Genomic DNA, 18,095 nt, shown 5'->3' with positions numbered 1-18,095 from the left:
TACGCGTTAAAATTCCACTTCGATGATGAGCGTGTCATAATATCCTCCCGCGGGCACTGCCTGACGCGGTGGTATCATACCAAATATGCGGTAGGTAACCGGCCCAAGTTCGCGGCTGGGAGGGCGCGACAGGGGCTGGGTGCCGCCCAAACCATTGCCAGCCACCACCTGATGCGCCGGATCGGCATAGAGATTGTAGCGCAAGCGATGATTGCCATTTGTCATATAACGATCAAGCGGTTGCCCGGAAAAACCGGCAGAGACTTTAATGACCATGCCCATAGGCGGCACAGGCTGACAATTGACGACGACCTTGCCAATGGCGGTGCGCGCCGTGGCGTCAACAAAATTATATTGACCAAAGTCAATATCAGCTGAGTTAAGGTTACAGCTTGTGGCCTGACTTTGGGCCTGCGCCGTGTTCGCCAGCATTATGCCGGCCGCTAAGGCCATCAGCCCTGGAGAGATCACGGTGTGCATATATATGGCCCTAAACGCGGCAACGAAGCCGCCTGAACATTTGCCGTAAAGCTTAAGTCACAATGACCGCCGTACCAGTCAAGCTGCAGCCGGTTCTCGCCCTCACGGATACCCCTAAGGTAAATTTCACCGCCATACCCCAGAAGATAGCTTTCATCACTTCCTTCCAGACTGACCCGTGCCCCCGCCGGGGGCTCACGTCCATCCGGTAAGTTTACCATGACGATGGCCGTCCGTTCGCGCCGGACCGCGAAACGGGCAATCAGGCCAGCGCCAGCCCTCGGTGCCACCAGAACAGACGTATCCCCCGTGCTGGCATCCACCGGTAAATCAAGTGGGTCTATAGAAATGGCATTGCCCGCATAGGAGACTAGTCCCGGCACAAACAAGCGACCCCTGACATTTGTGCGGCCGATCACATGATTTTCCAGCGCCACACTGACGCCGGGGGAATCCTCCACATCGACCAGAGCAAAACCGTCGTCAATACGTCCCGCGACAGACAACTGTCCGCCCATAATGACAAAGGACTGAGCTATTTCCAGATTGCCACCCCGCTGATTTTCCACCTCACCGGCCCTCAGCATCAGATCAACATGCTTCCCCCGCCACTCGACCTGCACTGAATCCTCACGCTGTGGATCATTTCCCCCCTCGACATACCAGTGTAGTTTCTGATCAAGAGCGTAGCCGTTGACATGTACCCTGTCTGCGCTCTGCCCCTCCCGCCAGCTATGGTCCACATAGCCACTCCCTTGACGGCCGAACGGGAAAGCCAGCAGGATCATCGCCCCCCAATCACGCTTTTCACCGGCCCTGTCTTTACGCAGATCGGAATATATCATCGTGTTCAGATGCAATTGGTTACGGAAAACACTGACGCTGTGATTGGCGGAAATGACACCCGCGCCCCTTTGAGCCAACGGCTTCTGATAGGCATAGGCCAGTGTGGTTGTCCCGGCGCGCCCCATGTTGAGGCCCGCACTAATTACCGTGCGTTCTGTTACAGGTGTGTAGCCAAAGCGCCCGCTCAGATCGCGGTAATCCGAATCCGAGCGCTGATAATGGGCGGCAAGGCTGAAATTACCTGAGGTGCGTTCCCCGCCAATATACCATGACCAACCAGTCCCTTCAGGTCCACGGCTGAAGGTCACGGCATTGTTGATGAGAAAGGCATTCCCGACCGACACGGCAAACCCGCCGCCTGCCGTGATATAGGCATGCGCCAGGGCACTATAACCGGTAAGCGTCATGCGGTCGTTTAGGCCATAGGCCAGGCTGCCCGAAAAAAAACCGGCTCCGTAATTAAAGCTGTCGACCGAATAGTTTTGCCTTTGCGCCCCGGTTTCTAGCGAAAACGTCGTCAGCCCGGGTGCAAGGAGTTCGGTCGAGCTATAAAGCGGCAGATTCATTTCGGTGCGACGGCCAGCCTGATCAGTGACGACCACCCGCACGGTATTAGCACCGGTGACCACAGGCAGATCGGTGAGTTGCAGCACCCCTGCGTTAGCACCTTGTGAGTAACGCTGAATACCGTTGATGAAGATATCGACCGTAGATGGCACCGACAGATTCTGATCCATCTGCGGGGTGGGCATAGTCACGATATCCGGCCGGATCGAATAATCGCGCCGCCACTGGATGCCCCCAAACCGTACCGGCTGAACCCATGACGGGCCTGCGGCATAGCTGTCACCAAGTCGCAATCGCCAGGCTTTGTCCGGATTGTCAAAATCTACCCGTGTCTCAAACCGGACGGAACGCGGTTTTTCATCCTCCACAAATGTAGTGTAACCGGTTGTCGTCGCGGTAAAGTGCGGTGTAAACCCGCGGGCCTCATACTGACCTGTCAGAGAGCGGGAATAGACAGCATCGCGGCGGCCATTTCCCCATTCACCATATAGTGAATAACTCAGCACTACGCCTGTATCTGCGCGGCTATCGACCTTTGGTGTTCGTGGTGCCACTCTGATGCGATTGGGTTTCAAAACAGCAAACGGTGCGGTAATATCTATTGTCTGAGCCGCTTGATTGACGATCCAACTCAGCCCGGAAACCTGATCGAGGTACACCCGCGCTTCAGTGCCTGCCGTTCTCACAGATGCACTGTCGAGCCTGAACCCCAGCCCATCGAACTGCGCCGCCGGCAGATAAAGCCGGTCAGCATCCTGGTGAAAATTTGCCACATAGCCTGTAGGCGCACCATTAATGCTGACCTCAAGCAATAATAGCCCCGCCCTTTCATCGGACATAAAGTGCGTTTCATCATTTAGGTTTTCAGCGGCTGAAACCGGCAAAAGTGATGAGACCACCATCGCACCGGCCACAATACCACCAAACATGAGACGCGACCGCCAGTTCCGGGGTTTATGGTTCTGAATATTATGACTTTGGGATGACCGGGACATCGGCCTCAACACTGCCAAAATCACCTTCACCGGCCAGTTTGAGGAATTTAATTGGCACCGCACCAACCTGAATATACCATCGACGCTCGGCCCCGCTAAGAACATAGCCCTCAATCGCACCCTGCCCGATATCGCCATCATCACCCGTCAGCCTGACATTGGTAAGACGTTCACGCGTTGTGCCGGTGTTTGTGGCTGTGAGTGTAATCGTGTCCGCGGTGCGGGTTGCGGTCCATACGATTTTGGGGCGCGCCGCCGATGAGGCTGTAATAAACACAGGCACCAGAACGCGCACGACCTGACGCACCCCCATATCCTGAGTTGGGTTATTGTCCGGTATTTCATCCAGAACCAACCGGTAAGATACCTCCCCTTTGGACGCACTGACAGTTGACGGCACCACGACCCTGATCACCTGACTTTCTCCGGGTTTCAGGGTTGCGAGGCCAGGACTGGCCAGCAAGGCCGCCGATGGCTTAAGGCTATCCGTGCCTTCGGCTTGCGACCAGTCAAACGTACGCACCTGAATATTCGCTGGTGAGTCGGATGTATTGCGGATCGTTAGGGTTGAGGTTCGTTCCTGGCCCATTAACTGAATGCGTGTCGGCCCGATTTCCAGAGAGCCCGCCACAGCCATGTCTTCCACAAAAAATAGTCCACTGACCAGAGCCAGCGCAGATATAAGCGATTTCGTTTTCACAGCATTCTCCCGCCGGATCGGCTTAGTAACTGACCGTTACGATAATAGTATCGACATAGCCTCCGGCCGGAACGGACTGCCCTGCCGGAACCTGCCCATAAAGGGTATAGGTAACCAGTTGCCCTGTGTTTTCGGAAGGTGACAATTGAAACGCCGCGCCGCCGGTATTGATAGGCTCGGCCAAAGCCCCATCACGATAAATCTGGTAATTCAGATTGGCTGGCCCCTGCATATAGCGTTGCTGAGGATTGCCGGATGAGCCGCCATCCAGCGACAAAGTCGCTGTCGCTCCGGGCGTACACTTCAGGCTAAGCGGCGTTGACGCGGTCGCTGCCGCCGACAATGTGTAGGTACCAAAATCCAGATCCTGGGTTGTAATGGAACATACTGTCTGAACCTGCACCCTGACATTGAACTGACCTGTTTTTGTCTGAGCGGAAACGGACGCCGGTAACAGGCTGGCAAACACCGCTGCAATTAGCAATCGTCGCATGTAAGGCTCCCTCTACGAGGCCCCGTCAGCATCCAGGGCACAATGTATACATGTACCCCACACGTAAATAACCACTCAAGCGCGATATTTGAAGATCAAAATACCGTTACACAGGTAAAATGGTTAATTTCCCTACTCGCCAACAAGAGTATTAACAGCTGTTAGGCAAGTAACTGTTCAATTAAACCGGTTATTTTTTTGAAATTAACCCGAAAATGGTTAATTTCAAAAAAAATCGCAGATACACCGCATAATCTTTATTCACAAACAGTTGAGTTAAAGAGGAAACAGTATGGCCGCAAAACTGCGGCAATCCATCTAGGTGACGGATGATCGGTTGAGATCCCAGCCCCGATAAAGCCATGTTTAGGGGCGATAAGGCGCAAAATTCAGGTATGCGTTCATGTTTAACCGTCGTCAGATTCTTTGCGCAACTGCGGGCGTTCTCATTGCACAGCCAGGCATCTCCCCGGCAGAGGCCCGCGCGTCAATGGACAAGATTGCCTCTCAGGCAAAAGCCGCATTGATGCAGCATCAGGCACACATCAAGCACTTTGATCGTATAGCCGTTGCAGATTTCAGCCTGAACTCCTCTCGCCCCCGCTTTCACCTCATTGATATAGAGACTGGACAGACACAAAGCTTTCTGGTCGCGCATGGTAAAGGTTCAGACCCCTCACATACGGGCTATCTCCGGGCATTTTCTAATGTGCCGGGTTCCGAAGCCACATCCGAAGGTGCCTATCTGACAGCCGATACCTATATTGGCAGGCACGGCGTCTCACGACGCCTCGTTGGGCTGGACAATGAAAATTCCAATGCCTATTCACGGGCAATAGTCATGCATAGCGCATGGTATGTCAGCGACGACATGGCGCGCGCCGGAAAACTTGGGCGCAGTCAGGGCTGTTTTGCCTTTTCAGTTAATGATTACGCATCAATACTGGAGAGCCTTGGGGCCGGACGGCTACTGCTTTCGACGCGGATACAGGGTTAATTTTTACCACGTTCTAATTCACATAATCTTGTTTGTACAACCTGACCGGTTGTCCCCTAGATTTTAGCCGTCAGGCTATCATTGCTCCATAGGATGGCTAGAACACAAACACCTGCAGTTACGCCAAATTCGGTGTATCTGTGTCGGATTCCTGAGGGGGATTATGCGGATCATTTTCTATCTTATTGCCTTTTTCGCACTTTCAGGCTCCGCAATCGCACAAGGCGCAAAAGTATCATCTCCGGTCGAACTGGCACGGCAGGCGGATAAATTGAAACCCGGCCAGTGGGTCTGGGCGCCGGAAATAGCTCCCAAAGGCCCATTGCTGGTCTATGTCGACCTATCAAAGCAACTCGCCACTATATATCGCAACGGGGTCCGTATCGGTGTAAGCACGGTATCAACCGGGAAACCTGGCCATGAAACACCGACCGGCGTGTTCACCATTCTGCAAAAAGATGCCGATCACAGGTCCAACATCTACAATAATGCCCCTATGCCGTTTCAACAAAGGTTGACCTGGGGTGGGGTGGCTCTGCACGCTGGCGGTCTGCCCGGTTATCCGGAAAGTCATGGCTGTGTCCACTTACCTTACAATTTTGCACGGGAACTCTTTCGTACAACTGAGCTGGGGGCCACCGTGGTTGTGGCCGGAAATGCAGCCCATCCTGTCTCAACAGGTCTTGGCGAAGTTCTGGCGCCCGCCGTAGCTGAGACCGACGCCCTGGCACCCGCAGGAACCTATTGGGCTCCGGAACGTGCCCCGTGGGGACCCGTTACAATTATCCTGTCGCGCACGGATCAACAGGCGGTTGTTCTGCGTAATGGTGTCGAAATCGGCAGGTCTGCAATCCAGATCCCCAACCAGAACGAATCCACCCACGTCCTGACCCTCACCAAAACCGCGGATGGACAAACCGAATGGATCTATGCCGGTATTGCCGGGCATACTGCGGAGGCTGGCGCCTCTTTGGATGAGGCTGTGCGTAACCACGTAAATATCCCGAAGGACTTTTATTCAAAAGTTTCCGCGATTCTTCAGCCCGGAACCACGCTTCTGGTTACCCAATCGCCTTTGAATTCCGGCTCAACCGGTGAAAAGCTTACGATCCTCAGTGGCGAAAAAGCGCCGTCATAAAGCGCCGGTTATAGGTAGGTATCAATTTATGGAACTACGGTTTTTTCGCACTTCCAGTCTTTTAGGCATAGTCCTTACGTTGGGATCAACGGGTTATGCCACGGCACAGTCCAGCCCCTCGCCAACCTCCACTGAGGCCTCCAAAAGTCATGAAACCGCGTCACAAAGTGTCAGCGCCCCTGCGTCGCCTACTAACGATCCCGATTGGCTTGAGAAAAATAAAGGTTTTAAAGGGGCGGCCGTCGCACCTCTGGAAGACCTGAATCTGCGTCGCTTGGAGATACCTGAAATTCTAATCATAGCGACTCAAAAACCCTATAACCTGACCGGGCTTCGCACCTGCAAAACCATTGCCGCAGAAATTAGTCGCCTTGATGAGGTTCTGGGGCCGGATATTGATGCCAACAAGTCTATCGATGACCAAAGCCTCACTGAAAAAGGGGAATCCATGGCCAACCGTGCGGCCATAGGTGCCGTGAGGAGCACAACTACCGGAATTCTGCCTTTCCGGGGGCTGGTGCGCAAAATGACCGGCGCTGAAAAACATCAGCAACAGGTTGACTCAGCCATCGAGGCCGGGCAGTCCCGACGGGCCTACCTCAAAGGGGTCGGAATTACCAAAAACTGTGCGCCACCGGCGGCCCCGGCCGGATTTGTTCCCAAAAAGGCCGCAACATCCAAAGCCAATATCAAACGCTGATCATCCCAAAATATTATAACCACTGTCTACATATATGGTCTGGCCGGTAATGAACCGAGCCTTATCCGATAGAAGAAACGCCGCCGCCTCCCCCACCTGTTCTATGGTAACAAGCTGATGCAGTGGTGCGGCGTCTGCCGCTTTTTCCATAAGAACGTCAAAATGACTGAGGCCCGATGCGGCGCGGGTCTTGACCGGCCCGGTTGACAAGGCATTGACGCGAATGGCTTTGGGCCCAAGCTCCGCCGCCAGATAGCGCATGCTCGATTCCAGCGCCGCCTTGACCGGCCCCATCAGATTATAGCCCGGCACGACCTTTTCCGATCCATAAAAACTCATGGTAAGCACCGAACCGCCGCCCGTCATCAAGGGTTCAGCCTGTCTGGCCAGACGGATCAGGGAGTGACAGGAAACATCCATAGCTATGGTAAAGCCTTCAACCGAGGTATCGGTGACACGGCCATGCAGATCGTCTTTTGGGGCATAGGCAATGGAATGCAGCAGGAAATCCAGTTGCCCCCAGCTCTGTCTTATAACCTCGAAAACCTCTGCCATTTGCACGGGATCACGAACATCGAGCGGCAGGACTATCTCAGCCCCCACGGCTTTGGCCAGAGGCTCGACATGAGGCCGCGCCTTATCATTCTGCCAGGTAATGGCCAGTTCCGCGCCTTGCGCCTTAAGCGCCTGTACGCAACCCCAGGCCAGAGACTGGTCATTGGCAAGACCGACTATCAATCCTTTCATAATCCCTCCTGATCGGCCTGAGCCAAAACGGCTCTGGACTGAATGGCCATCTCCCGTTCCTCATTGGCCGTAATAACCAGAACCTCAAAATTTCCCAGAAACCGCAAATGGTTCATTACGGCCCGGCGCACAGGTTCGGCGTGTTCGCCTATACCGCCCGTGAACACAAATCCGTCCAACCCGCCCATAGAGGTCGCCAGCGCAGCCGCAAACTGCGCCACTTTCAGGGCAAAATAATCAAGGGCGAAGGCGGCGTCCGGGGCAGTGCTGGTCATAAGGGCCTCGACATCGTTACTCAGCCCCGATAGGCCCAGCAAGCCCGACTGTTCATAGAGCATGGTCTCTGCCCCTTCGATCCCCATCCCCAGATCACGCATCATGTAAATGACCGCGCCCGCATCTATCGCGCCAGCCCGTGTCCCCATCGGAAGGCCATCCAGAGCCGTCATACCCATGGTGGTGTCGACACTTTTCCCGCCGCTCAGGGCACACAGGCTGGCCCCGTTCCCAAGATGCGCCGCAATCACCCTGCCACCATGCAAACGCGGGTGATGCTGTGCCAGTTCCCGCGCAATCCAGGCATAGGACAGACCATGAAATCCGTAGCGCCGCACCCCCTGATCGTGCAAGTCGCGCGGTATCGCAAACCGACTAAAGCGCTCATCGTGATGTGCATGAAATGCCGTATCGAAGCAGGCTACATCCGGCACATTCCCGACCAACTGCTCCGACGCCGCAATTGCCGCCAGATTATGCGGCTGGTGCAGCGGTGCCAGCGGGATCAGCGCCTCAAGATCACGCATAACCTGCGGCGATACCAAAACTGGCTCCGTATAGGCGGTGCCACCGTGGACGATGCGGTGGGCCACGCCCCGAACCCGCCAGTTATCATCATGAAGATCGATAAATTCCAGCACCGCCTTCAGGGCCGCTTCATGATCCGCACCAATAGTGAGATCGCGGTTTAATGCGTCAGTGCCAGCCCGTGCCGACAGATGGGCCTCTGCCCCTATGCGCACCACCTTGCCCTCAGCCAGCACGGTCAGTCGCTGATATCCGAAGACCTGAAACTTCAGGCTCGACGATCCGGCATTGAGCACCAGCAGGGCCTCAATCATTTAAGCCGTCCGGCCTTGCGTGCGTGCGACAGCAGTACAGCCAGCGCACATGACAACAGCCGCGCCCTCAGACCATCAGCGCGACTAGTCAGGATAACCGGCACCCGTGCCCCCAGCACAATACCGGCGGCATCCGCCCCGCCCAGAAAGATCAGTTGCTTGGCCAGCATATTGCCGGACTCGATATCCGGCACCAGCAGAATATCCGCCGCTCCGGCCACCTGTGAGACAATACCCTTTTCTTTAGCCGCCGCCAGATTTATGGCGTTATCAAAGGCCAGAGGCCCGTCAATAATAGCCCCCGTGATCTGCCCCCGATCAGCCATCTTGCACAGCGCTGCCGCGTCAAGCGTCGCCTGCATCTTAGGGTTTACCGTTTCCACGGCCGCCAGAATGGCCACCTTTGGGCGGGCGTCACCATCGAACAGCACCTGCCACAGATTAATGGCATTCTGGATAATGTCGGCCTTGGCAGTCAGATCCGGGTCGATGTTAATCGCCGCGTCAGTTATAATGAAGGGCTTGGGGTAACTGCCGATTTCCATCATAAAGGCATGGCTGATACGCCGTTCGGTGCGCAATCCGGCATCAGAACGGATGATGGCCCCCAGAAGTTCATCTGTATGTAACGCACCTTTCATAATCGCATCGACCTTGCCCGACGCCGCTAAACCTGCGGCTTTCCCTCCGGCCTCATGGCTGTGTTCCACATCGATCAGTTCCCAGCCGGATATATCGGCCCCCACCTCTGCCGCAGCAGCCGTAATACGCTTCCTCGGCCCGATAAGTACCGGTACAATCAAACCTTCCTTTACAGCATCCGCCGCGGCCTCTATCACATTGGATTTGACCGGATGCACGATCGCTGTTTTTACCGGCGCCAGATTACGGCACTTTTCGAGGATCGCATCATAGTTTGAGATCAAGCCGCTCATTTGGGCTTACCTGCGCGAACCATCAGAACATCACATTTGGCCCGCTCCAGCAGGGCCGCCGATATACTGCCGATAGCCGCATGAAACAGCGCGCTGCGTCCGTTTGAGGCCAGAACGAGAAGATCGGCGTCACTGACGATCACCTGCAAGGATACGATAGAGCCGGATTCACCATGAGCCACGACGGTGCGAAGCCGCGATCTCAACGCTTGTGTTATAAGCTCACTGGACATGAACTTTTCCATGTCATCTTCGGCCATCTTGCGAAACTCAGCGAGAGCTTCGTCCGACGATATCCAGCTTTCAAACGGTATGGAAAAGGCATGAACCAGCGTAAACGAAGCGTGCGGGAACATCTCCGCTGCCATAAGCAGCGCCTGTAAGGACGGCGGTGAATAATCCGTCGCCACCACTATGTTCTGATAAAGACGCTCATCGCGCTTGACCACCAGTACTGGTACCGGAGCCCTGCGAACCAGATAGTCCACCATGGTGCCCAGGATTTCATCGCCCAGACTGTTGTGACGCGCCACACCGGTGACAATCAGCCGGCTGCTGCGCGCCTCGGCCAGATGCGCCAGCTCATGCGGCGCACGGCCGCGTGCGGTTATGACCTCACAATGCTTAAGGCTCTCAGGAAGGGATCGTCGAAAGTCGGTAACCTCACCGGCCTCAGCTTCAACTGCGGTATGTTTATCAAAAACATGCGCAATCACCAGTGCCGCACCCATTGCCTGCGCCAACATCATCGCCTGTTTTTGTGGCAGATCCGATCGGGGCGTGAAGTCGCTGGCCAAAAGAATTTCATTGGATGTGGTCATATTTTGCCTATTGCTTTGCCTCAAAACCGGCTCAGAGCATGCTGCCGCCGGATACCGGTACCCACACGGTTTCAGATTACACACAATTAGACCCTGCTCACGCTAAATATCCGGCTCTCACAGGAATATTACTGGTATGTCATTGCGGGAATGTTACAACTAAACGGATTATTTTACCTGATTGCAAGCGAATATTTTATCAACATTAATTCGGTTTAAATGCCGGATATGGGGGGCATATGACCGACGCAACACCAAACCGCTCATGGCATAACCTCAGCGCCGATGACTGCATCCACGCTCTGGATAGCCGCAGCACGGGACTATCGCCGGAAGACGCGGCTGAACGCCTTATCCGTTACGGGCCCAACAAATTGCCCGAAGCCAAACCGACGCCCTTATGGCTACGGTTTCTGGCGCATTTCCACAATGTCCTGATCTATGTGCTGCTGGTGGCGGCTGCGATCACGGCCCTGCTCGATCACTGGCTGGATACGGTCGTCATTCTGGCGGTTGTTCTGGCCAATGCCATTATCGGCTTCATTCAGGAGGGCCGTGCCGCCCAGGCCATGAGCGCGATCCGCACCATGCTGGCCCCAAAGGCCGCCATTATACGCGATGGACACAGGATCACCGTTGATGGCGAGGCTCTGGTGCCCGGTGATATTGTTCTGCTTGAAGCTGGCGACAAGGTGCCGGCCGATCTGCGTCTGATCGTCAGCCACAGCCTGTCGGCACAGGAAGCCGTGCTCACCGGAGAATCGGTGCCGGTTGAGAAAACCATACAACCTGTAGCCGCAGATGCCCCTCTGGGAGACCGCCGCGGCATGCTGTTCTCCGGCACTATCATAACCGCCGGGCAGGGTCAGGGGCTTGTGGTCGAAACAGGCAGCCACACCGAAATCGGCCGTATCAGCGGCATGTTATCCAATGTCACCCACCTGACGACGCCTCTGGTTGAACAGATGGCGCAATTTTCCAAATGGCTGACCCTGCTGGTGCTGGCCTGTGCCGTCCTGCTTATGGCCTACGGTTACTTTGTGATGAACTATGAGTTCGAACATCTGTTCATGATCGTGGTCAGTCTGGCGGTCAGCGCCATTCCCGAAGGACTGCCCGCCGTCATGACTATCACCCTGGCCGTCGGCGTACAGGCTATGGCGCGGCGAAACGCCATAGTCCGTCAACTGCCGGCTATTGAGACCATCGGTTCGGTTTCCGTAATCTGTACGGACAAGACCGGCACCCTGACCCGCAATGAAATGGTCGTAACCTCAGTCCTGACATCGCAGGGCCTATCTGCCGTCAGCGGCGAAGGCTATGCCCCATATGGCCAGATTGATGCCAAGGATATTGATGCCACAGGTGACGCCCACAAAACTATCAGTCAACTGGCTCTGGCTGCGGCCCTGTGCAGCGATGCTGACCTCAATGAAACCGGCGGCCAATGGACTGTTGAGGGCGATCCCATGGAAGGGGCCCTGCTGGCCCTATCGGGCAAGGCCGGGATTAATATAACCGAGTCCCGGCAGATATGGCGCCGCACCGATGCTATACCCTTCGATTCCCGCCACCGGTTTATGGCGACCCTTAATCACGACCACGATGGCCATGCCGCAATTTTCGTCAAGGGCGCCCCGGAGCAACTGCTGGATATGTGCGCGCTTGAGGCTGGCAATGACCGCACACAGTCCTTGCAACGGGACTACTGGGAACGCATGAGCGCTGAAATGGCGGCGAACGGCCAACGGGTTCTGGCCTTTGCCATGCGGATTGTACCCCTTGATTATACGGTGCTGACCCATAGTGATCTGAAAGACGAACTGGTACTTATCGGCCTGACCGGCATGATCGATCCGCCCCGTCCGGAAGCCATCGCCGCCGTGGCGGAATGTTATGAGGCCGGCATCCGGGTCAAGATGATTACCGGCGATCACGCTCTGACGGCTGCCGCCATCGGACGGGACATCGGTCTGAAAAACACAACCCGCGTACTGACAGGCAACGATCTTGACCGACTGGATGAAGCTGCGTTTGCGGCCGCCGCTGAAGATTGCGATATTTTCGCCCGCACTAGTCCCGAACATAAACTCAAACTGGTCATGGCACTGCAATCGCGCGGCCTGATGGTGGCTATGACCGGTGACGGTGTGAATGATGCGCCCGCCCTGAAGCGCGCAGACGCCGGTATCGCTATGGGTCAAAAGGGCAGCGAGGCGGCCAAGGAAGCCGCCAAGCTGGTACTGGCCGATGACAACTTTGCCACCATTGCCGCCGCCGTGCGCGAAGGCCGTACAGTCTATGACAATATCCGCAAGGTTATCATGTGGACTCTGCCCACCAATGCCGGCGAAGCTGTATGCGTGGTGCTTGCGCTTATGCTGGGTATGGCCCTGCCAATTTCAGCGATACAGATCCTGTGGATTAACCTGATTACCGGCATAACGCTCGGGCTGGCACTGGCATTTGAGCCGACTGAGGATCAGACCATGAAACGCCCGCCCCGCCCGCGCGGCGAAGCGATTATGGACGGGCGTCTTGTATGGCAAACCCTTGTCATTGCGATCCTGTTTGGTGCCGGTATATTTGGCATGACCGCCTATGCCCATAACCGCGGTTACAATCTCGCTATGGCTCAGACCCTGGCCATGAACGCACTGGTGGTCATGGAAATTTTCAACCTGTTCTTTATCCGCAACCTTCACTCGACATCTTTGACCTGGAAAGCCATCAAGGGCACCAAAGTGATCTGGACCGTTATCGTAATTGTCACCATCGCACAGTTTGCAATTACCTATGTACCGTTTCTGCAACCCATTTTCGGCACAGAACCGATCTCGTTTATAGATGGTGTTATAGTCGTTGGCGTAGGGGCAGGCGTTTTCATCCTGACCGAACTGGAAAAACAGATCCGCCTCTCACTGCAAAAATCCACCGCCGTTTAGTTATTTCTAATAATGCTTATTCTTCTGCATCAACAGAAGGTACAGTCAAGGTTCCGGGCGATGAATTTGCCGGGCTATTGTTAGGTGCGGCGCTCCCAGCCGTGGCCGGCCCCCCAATGCGACAACCGTCATCGAAGCTGCGTACGACCTGTGACGTCACCTTGTAGAGGTCGAGATAGGCCTTCTGATCCCCGCGCTCGAAAAAGGATTTGTGATTGGGCTCGTTCCACACCTCGAAATATCAGGTGCGCAGCTCCGCCTTGCCGTAGCGCTCAGTCAGATGCTGCATGAAGGCGGCGATCAGGTCTCGCCAGCCACCAGACACCCGCAGCGGCCGTGGACGTAAATACGTCCCGGCGTGTTGCGGTCACCATTTCCCACTCCTGCTTTTCTTGTACGACACTTATTGCCCGGTCGTTAAGGCTATGATCGCCACTTCAAAGTCTGGCTGGCTTAAAATCGTTTCCAGCTACAGCTCTGACGACTTCGCGCCCAATGCGGAAGTAGGGGGCATTCCCGTTACAGTTAGAGTTTGAGTTCCCAAAATGGAAGTTATGGCGCGGCACCTGCGCCTTTCGAAACTGTGCGGCGTGCTTAAAAGACGGTGCCGTTCTGTACAGAGGAAAATCATACCCCTCGAGAGAATTTAAGAATTTAATAGCGCTATAGGTGTATGCACACCATTGTTATACCTAGTTGAACTAGGTGTGCTAAGCTACCTTTGGGGGGAATATGATCAGATATCCTAGAATCAGCGAGTTTGTTTTAGCCCCCGCAATGACTGCCGTGATATCAGCCTTTGTTGCCGCACAGGCACAGGCCGATGAAAAGCTCCATTATGCCCCGGCCGAAGCCTGGGTCCAGCCGGAAGAGGTTGCCAAACCTGATGCGGCCTATGCCGATGCCCCGGCGCAAATTCTGCTGCAAAGCATACAACTGAAGTTTGATGCTGATGGCAGCGCGACCTATTACACTGAGTTTGCTGTCCGTATCCAAACCACCGTCGGATTGCAGTTCGCACAGTCTCATATCTCCTGGAACCCGGCAACCGAAGTCGCCACGATCAACAAGGTTCATATCCTGCGCGGGCCTCAGGTTATAGATGTCCTTGCCAAGGGGCAAACCTTCACGACCCTGCGCCGTGAACAGAACCTCGACAAGGCCATGCTTGACGGCTATCTGACCGGCGTCCTTCAGCCGGAGGGCCTGCAAGTCGGTGACATTGTTGTGGTCGGCACCTCGATTAAACGACGCGATCCGGTATTTGCCGGGCGCGCCGCCTCTATCCTGACCAATTTGTCCATGGTGCCATCTGCACGCCAGAGCGTTCGTGCGACCTGGGACGCATCCGCCCCGGTTCAATGGCGCCAAAGTGACGACCTCAAAGGCAAAATTGTAAAGAACGGCGCCAGCGAAACCTATTTCCTCGAACGCAGCAAGATCATTAAGGCCGAAACTCAGGACAGTGCGCCGGTCCGTTTCAACCTTAAGGGCTATGTCGAGTTTTCGCAGTTTAAGACGTGGAACGAGATTTCATCGCTGCTGGCCCCGCTGTACACACAAGCCGCAACCTTGCCCGCAGACAGCGCCGTCCACAAGGAAATCGCCAAAATCCGCGCGGCCAGCAATGACCCTAAGGTGCAGGCCGCCATGGCCCTGAATCTGGTGCAAAATCAGGTCCGGTATGTCTTTCTGGGCATGAACCTGGGTGGCTATGTGCCGGCAGATGCCGATGCGACCTGGCAACGCCGCTTTGGTGATTGCAAAGGCAAGACCGCGCTGCTTCTGGCCATTCTTCGTGAACTCGGCATCAAGGCCGAAGCGGCGGCGGTTAATTCCGGTGGCGGCGACGGGCTGGATGAACGCCTGCCCAGTATTGAAATGTTCGATCACGTCATCGTCCGCACTGAAATCGATGGAAAAGTATACTGGATGGACGGGACCCGTCTGGGTGATCGTGACCTGAACAGCCTGAAACCACCTTATGTCCGGTGGGCCTTGCCAATGACCACCGCAGGGACCGGACTGGAAGCCGTACCCATGCTGCCGCCTGAGCAGCCCACTGAGGATTTGTTTATCCGCTTTGATACGTCCTCTGGTCTTGATGTGCCGGCCCGCGCCCGCATTGAAAAAATCCTTCGTGGTGACTTAGCGGTTCAGTTTGACGCCGCCTTTAAGGCGGTGCCGACCGGCGAACGCGATAACGCCCTGAAAGCCTACTGGTCTGAGCAATATGACTGGATAGAGCCGCGCAAGGTTTCCGCCACCTTCGACCCAACCACGGGAGAGGCCAAGGTCACCATGGACGGCACAGCCGCCATGACATGGGACGAAAGCAAGGATGGCCAGTCATGGCGCTATGAAACCGACATCATGAGCGTCGGCTGGGCCTACGGCGTTGAACGCGAAAAAGGCCCGCATAAGCTGGCGCCCTATTTTATTAACTTCCCCTACTATTACCGCACCCGTCAGGAAATCATCCTGCCCAAAGGCGGCAAAGGGTTCACGGTCGAAGGCGCCCCGGTCGACAAGACACTGGGTGGCTCGGAATTTAAGCGTCTGGTCTCACTCAAGGACGGGGTTCTGACACTTGAGGCGTCAAAGCGCGCCCTTGTGCCGGAAATTTCATATAAGGACGCGCAAAGTGCAGCCCCGTTGCTGATGGAGCTGTGGAACAAGGATGTCTGGCTGATCGCGCCCAAAAGCTACCGCAAATCCACATCCGCGAAGCCAACCGTTGCTGTGTCAGGCGGCAAGGATGCAGACGCCATTGATGACCTGATTGAACAGGCCAATATCCATATCCAGCAGGACAAGACCGACGAAGCCCTGCGCCTGCTGAACAAGGCGCTGCGTCTGGACCCGAACCATGTTGCCGCCTTACAGGGACGGGCCTCCATATTCATGATGCGCGGCAACCTTACCGCTGCCATGACCGATCTGGAAATGGCCCTTAAAACGGACCCGAAACAGTGGAACATCTATAATGGCATCGGCCTGATCCAGCAGGAACTCAATAACCGCGATAAGGCCGTAGAGGCCTTTACTCAGGCGCTGACCATCTATCCTAATGATCTATATGCGCTCGAAAACCGGGCGCGGGCCTATCTTGCCCAACGCGATCTGGATAAGGCGCGGCAGGATGCCGACACCCTGGCCGATCTGGGCGGGGAGCCGTCTGATGTGGTTGATCTGCGCGTCTCCATCGCTCTGGCGGCACAGAACCGTGATGAGGCCAAGACCGTCATTCAGGACGCGATCGCCGCCAATCCGGATGATACCGACCTGCAAACCAAGCTGGCGAATTTTCTAGCCGACTGCCAATATCTTGACGCCAAGGCCTGTGATGCGTCAAAAATCGAAGCCGTGGCCGCTTACGATGCCGCAATCGCCCTCAAACCGACGCCGGACAGCTATTCAGGCCGCGCCATGGCCCGGCCGAAAACCGATCTGACCAAGGCCCTTGAAGATGCCGATGCGGCAATCGCTCTTGAGCCTGGCGAAAGCTGGCCGTTACTTACCAAGGCCGAGCTTTATATGGACAATAAGGCTTACGATAAGGCCTTGCCACTTCTGGAGCAGGCCCTGACCCTGTCACCGAAGGACATTAATTCGCGTGACATGCTGGCAGATCTTTATCTCACCACAGGCCGCAAGGAACAGGGGCTGGCCGAACTGGAGCGCCTCAAGCGTGATAATCCGAAGCTGGGATGGGCCTTCAATCTGAGCTGCTGGAGCCGGGCCACCCATAATATCGAACTGGAAACCGCCCTGAAAGACTGTAACACCGGACTGGAGTTGCTGCCGAACTCAGTGGGCATCCTTGACAGCCGCGGGTTTACAAAACTGCGGCTGGGTCAGCTTGATGACGCCATCGCAGATTACGACGAAGCCCTGAAGCTTGAACCGGAACTTGCGGAATCGCTCTATGGTCGGGGGCTGGCCAAACTGCAAAAAGGCGATAAGGCCGGAGCCGATACCGACCTCATAGCCGCCCGTAAAATAAGCCACCTGATTGATCAGGACTTTGCTGAATATGGCTTAAAGCCGTAATCCGTCATCTCCGGCTATGGCCTGCCTTCGGATACCTCCCTATATGTGAGGGGTGCACAATGTTGTATCCCTCACATATAGGGAGGCCATGAGCGATAATTCTCTGTCCGCCATTCAGTCGACCTCCCCTTTAGCCCCGAAGTCATTTTGGTGTATTGCCAATACACTTAACGCCTCAGGTTTCATCAATACGCCCTACCATGCGCTTGTGCCTGCATTTGGGGACTGGGGCTATGTGATCGCCTCACGCACACCTTATGTACAGCCTGAACAATATCCTGACGGTTTGCGCCCTTTCCGGACGCTCAAGCCCGCTGTGATCAACGAGTCCTGAACCTAACCTCTGACACCTCTAAATGTTGGGCGCGACGTTAACGCGGTCCATCAGTGAGAGGCCCGCTTTGGCTTAATCGCATCTTCCCTTGAAGCAAGATAGGCCCGTTTGAGGTGCCCCTAGAATTGTAGACGCTTTGCTTGTTACAAAACGGAAGCAAGGAGAGCTACAGATGAAGACGGGGAATAGGTTTTCGGACGCGTTCAAACAGGACGCGGTGGCGCAG

At 55.4% G+C, this 18,095-nt stretch carries 15 protein-coding genes; 6 read left to right on the top strand and 9 right to left on the bottom strand.

The window, feature by feature from the left end:
• Positions 1-6: 6 nt before the first annotated feature.
• Genes PQU98_RS15325 through PQU98_RS15310 form a run of 4 tightly spaced genes read right to left on the bottom strand, consistent with a single transcriptional unit; the run spans position 7 to position 4,081 of the window.
• Entirely contained in the window at positions 7-480 is a 474-nt protein-coding gene (locus tag PQU98_RS15325; protein WP_272745838.1) for a Csu type fimbrial protein, read from the bottom strand.
• Positions 468-2,822, bottom strand: a complete 2,355-nt coding sequence (locus PQU98_RS15320; protein ID WP_272745837.1) for a fimbria/pilus outer membrane usher protein — start codon at positions 2,820-2,822, stop codon at positions 468-470. The genes PQU98_RS15325 and PQU98_RS15320 overlap by 13 nt, the downstream gene beginning before the upstream one ends.
• 40 nt (positions 2,823-2,862) lie before the next feature.
• Positions 2,863-3,588, bottom strand: coding sequence for a fimbrial biogenesis chaperone (locus tag PQU98_RS15315; protein ID WP_272745836.1), 726 nt, complete (start codon positions 3,586-3,588; stop codon positions 2,863-2,865).
• 22 nt (positions 3,589-3,610) lie between these two features.
• Entirely contained in the window at positions 3,611-4,081 is a 471-nt protein-coding gene (locus PQU98_RS15310) for a Csu type fimbrial protein (protein WP_272745835.1), read from the bottom strand.
• 403 nt (positions 4,082-4,484) lie between these two features.
• Here PQU98_RS15310 and PQU98_RS15305 point away from each other — a divergent pair, with 403 nt between their 5' ends.
• From PQU98_RS15305 to PQU98_RS15295, 3 genes are all read left to right on the top strand, one after another.
• Positions 4,485-5,078, top strand: a complete 594-nt coding sequence (locus tag PQU98_RS15305) for a murein L,D-transpeptidase catalytic domain family protein (RefSeq protein WP_272745834.1) — start codon at positions 4,485-4,487, stop codon at positions 5,076-5,078.
• Between the two features lie 163 nt (positions 5,079-5,241).
• The gene (locus tag PQU98_RS15300; protein WP_272745833.1) at positions 5,242-6,216 is read left to right on the top strand and encodes a L,D-transpeptidase; all 975 of its coding nucleotides are present in this window, start codon (positions 5,242-5,244) and stop codon (positions 6,214-6,216) included.
• A 28-nt stretch (positions 6,217-6,244) separates the two neighbouring features.
• Positions 6,245-6,916: a hypothetical protein gene (locus PQU98_RS15295; protein WP_272745832.1), complete on the top strand. Its 672-nt coding sequence runs from the start codon at positions 6,245-6,247 to the stop codon at positions 6,914-6,916.
• Here PQU98_RS15295 and fabI read toward each other — a convergent pair whose 3' ends face one another.
• Genes fabI through PQU98_RS15275 form a run of 4 tightly spaced genes read right to left on the bottom strand, consistent with a single transcriptional unit; the run spans position 6,917 to position 10,537 of the window.
• A complete protein-coding gene (fabI, locus tag PQU98_RS15290; protein ID WP_272745831.1) occupies positions 6,917-7,663 on the bottom strand; it encodes an enoyl-ACP reductase FabI in 747 nt (248 codons plus the stop codon).
• On the bottom strand, positions 7,660-8,781 hold the full coding sequence (locus PQU98_RS15285) for an acetate/propionate family kinase (RefSeq protein ID WP_272745830.1): 1,122 nt from the start codon (positions 8,779-8,781) through the stop codon (positions 7,660-7,662). The genes fabI and PQU98_RS15285 overlap by 4 nt, the downstream gene beginning before the upstream one ends.
• On the bottom strand, positions 8,778-9,716 hold the full coding sequence (locus PQU98_RS15280) for a bifunctional enoyl-CoA hydratase/phosphate acetyltransferase (RefSeq protein WP_272745829.1): 939 nt from the start codon (positions 9,714-9,716) through the stop codon (positions 8,778-8,780). Before PQU98_RS15280 ends, PQU98_RS15285 begins: the two co-directional genes overlap by 4 nt.
• The gene (locus PQU98_RS15275) at positions 9,713-10,537 is read right to left on the bottom strand and encodes a universal stress protein (protein WP_272745828.1); all 825 of its coding nucleotides are present in this window, start codon (positions 10,535-10,537) and stop codon (positions 9,713-9,715) included. The genes PQU98_RS15280 and PQU98_RS15275 overlap by 4 nt, the downstream gene beginning before the upstream one ends.
• A gap of 239 nt (positions 10,538-10,776) precedes the next feature.
• Here PQU98_RS15275 and PQU98_RS15270 point away from each other — a divergent pair, with 239 nt between their 5' ends.
• Positions 10,777-13,482: a cation-transporting P-type ATPase gene (locus tag PQU98_RS15270; protein ID WP_272745827.1), complete on the top strand. Its 2,706-nt coding sequence runs from the start codon at positions 10,777-10,779 to the stop codon at positions 13,480-13,482.
• Positions 13,483-13,498: 16 nt separating this feature from the next.
• On the opposite strand, the gene PQU98_RS17115 is transcribed toward PQU98_RS15270, so the two are convergent.
• On the bottom strand, positions 13,499-13,714 hold the full coding sequence (locus PQU98_RS17115) for a GH39 family glycosyl hydrolase (RefSeq protein WP_368408165.1): 216 nt from the start codon (positions 13,712-13,714) through the stop codon (positions 13,499-13,501).
• 545 nt (positions 13,715-14,259) lie between these two features.
• On the opposite strand from PQU98_RS17115, the gene PQU98_RS15265 reads away from it, so the two are divergent.
• On the top strand, positions 14,260-17,535 hold the full coding sequence (locus tag PQU98_RS15265; protein ID WP_272745826.1) for a tetratricopeptide repeat protein: 3,276 nt from the start codon (positions 14,260-14,262) through the stop codon (positions 17,533-17,535).
• An 88-nt stretch (positions 17,536-17,623) separates the two neighbouring features.
• Positions 17,624-17,869: a hypothetical protein gene (locus PQU98_RS15260; protein ID WP_272745825.1), complete on the top strand. Its 246-nt coding sequence runs from the start codon at positions 17,624-17,626 to the stop codon at positions 17,867-17,869.
• Positions 17,870-18,095 lie beyond the last annotated feature (226 nt).

The sequence above is a fragment of the Asticcacaulis machinosus genome (genome assembly GCF_028550435.1).
Lineage (GTDB): Bacteria > Pseudomonadota > Alphaproteobacteria > Caulobacterales > Caulobacteraceae > Asticcacaulis > Asticcacaulis machinosus.
This window is presented reverse-complemented; position numbering and strand designations above follow the sequence as displayed.

Excerpts from the sequence above, each read along its gene's own strand:
- PQU98_RS15325 (WP_272745838.1), bottom strand. The coding sequence starts at position 480 with ATGCACACCGTGATCTCTCCAGGGCTGATGGCCTTAGCGGCCGGCATA.
- PQU98_RS15320 (WP_272745837.1), bottom strand. The coding sequence starts at position 2,822 with ATGTTTGGTGGTATTGTGGCCGGTGCGATGGTGGTCTCATCACTTTTG.
- PQU98_RS15310 (WP_272745835.1), bottom strand. The coding sequence starts at position 4,081 with ATGCGACGATTGCTAATTGCAGCGGTGTTTGCCAGCCTGTTACCGGCG.
- PQU98_RS15305 (WP_272745834.1), top strand. The coding sequence starts at position 4,485 with ATGTTTAACCGTCGTCAGATTCTTTGCGCAACTGCGGGCGTTCTCATT.
- PQU98_RS15300 (WP_272745833.1), top strand. The coding sequence starts at position 5,242 with ATGCGGATCATTTTCTATCTTATTGCCTTTTTCGCACTTTCAGGCTCC.
- PQU98_RS15295 (WP_272745832.1), top strand. The coding sequence starts at position 6,245 with ATGGAACTACGGTTTTTTCGCACTTCCAGTCTTTTAGGCATAGTCCTT.
- fabI (WP_272745831.1), bottom strand. The coding sequence starts at position 7,663 with ATGAAAGGATTGATAGTCGGTCTTGCCAATGACCAGTCTCTGGCCTGG.
- PQU98_RS15285 (WP_272745830.1), bottom strand. The coding sequence starts at position 8,781 with ATGATTGAGGCCCTGCTGGTGCTCAATGCCGGATCGTCGAGCCTGAAG.
- PQU98_RS15280 (WP_272745829.1), bottom strand. The coding sequence starts at position 9,716 with ATGAGCGGCTTGATCTCAAACTATGATGCGATCCTCGAAAAGTGCCGT.
- PQU98_RS15275 (WP_272745828.1), bottom strand. The coding sequence starts at position 10,537 with ATGACCACATCCAATGAAATTCTTTTGGCCAGCGACTTCACGCCCCGA.
- PQU98_RS15270 (WP_272745827.1), top strand. The coding sequence starts at position 10,777 with ATGACCGACGCAACACCAAACCGCTCATGGCATAACCTCAGCGCCGAT.
- PQU98_RS15265 (WP_272745826.1), top strand. The coding sequence starts at position 14,260 with ATGACTGCCGTGATATCAGCCTTTGTTGCCGCACAGGCACAGGCCGAT.
- PQU98_RS15260 (WP_272745825.1), top strand. The coding sequence starts at position 17,624 with ATGAGCGATAATTCTCTGTCCGCCATTCAGTCGACCTCCCCTTTAGCC.